Origin of the sequence: Bradyrhizobium sp. sGM-13 (assembly GCF_018398875.1) — a bacterium.
In the GTDB taxonomy this organism is placed as follows: domain Bacteria; phylum Pseudomonadota; class Alphaproteobacteria; order Rhizobiales; family Xanthobacteraceae; genus Bradyrhizobium.
Genome location: NZ_JAGWDK010000290.1, coordinates 1 through 276, shown reverse-complemented (window position 1 = coordinate 276; position 276 = coordinate 1). Strand labels below are relative to the sequence as shown.

Genomic DNA, 276 nt, shown 5'->3' with positions numbered 1-276 from the left:
TCAGCATTAAACCACGGGAACGACTGTCGGTCTGCAATTTTTCACATTAGGCCACTTTTCAAAATGGCCATGAGGCCCACACCCGCCGCGCTTGGGACAGATTGGCAAACCCAGAACCTTTCTGAATTCAGCAGATGCCGACCGAACGTCCGTTGAGGGTCAAAAGTGCGTTTCGGCAGTCGGCCGGACACTTCCGGTCTTCCCCAAGAAACGGACATATTCAGTTTCAGTTGGCATGTCTCAAATGTGCCAATAACGGTCATTCCGGCATCCCCG

The 276-nt window shown here is 52.5% G+C and carries 1 protein-coding gene; it reads right to left on the bottom strand.

Annotated features, from left to right (window positions below; translation table 11 throughout):
• Positions 1-41: 41 nt before the first annotated feature.
• Positions 42-276: hypothetical protein (locus KJQ96_RS39090; RefSeq protein WP_213291230.1), on the bottom strand; the 235-nt coding region annotated here is incomplete at its 5' end.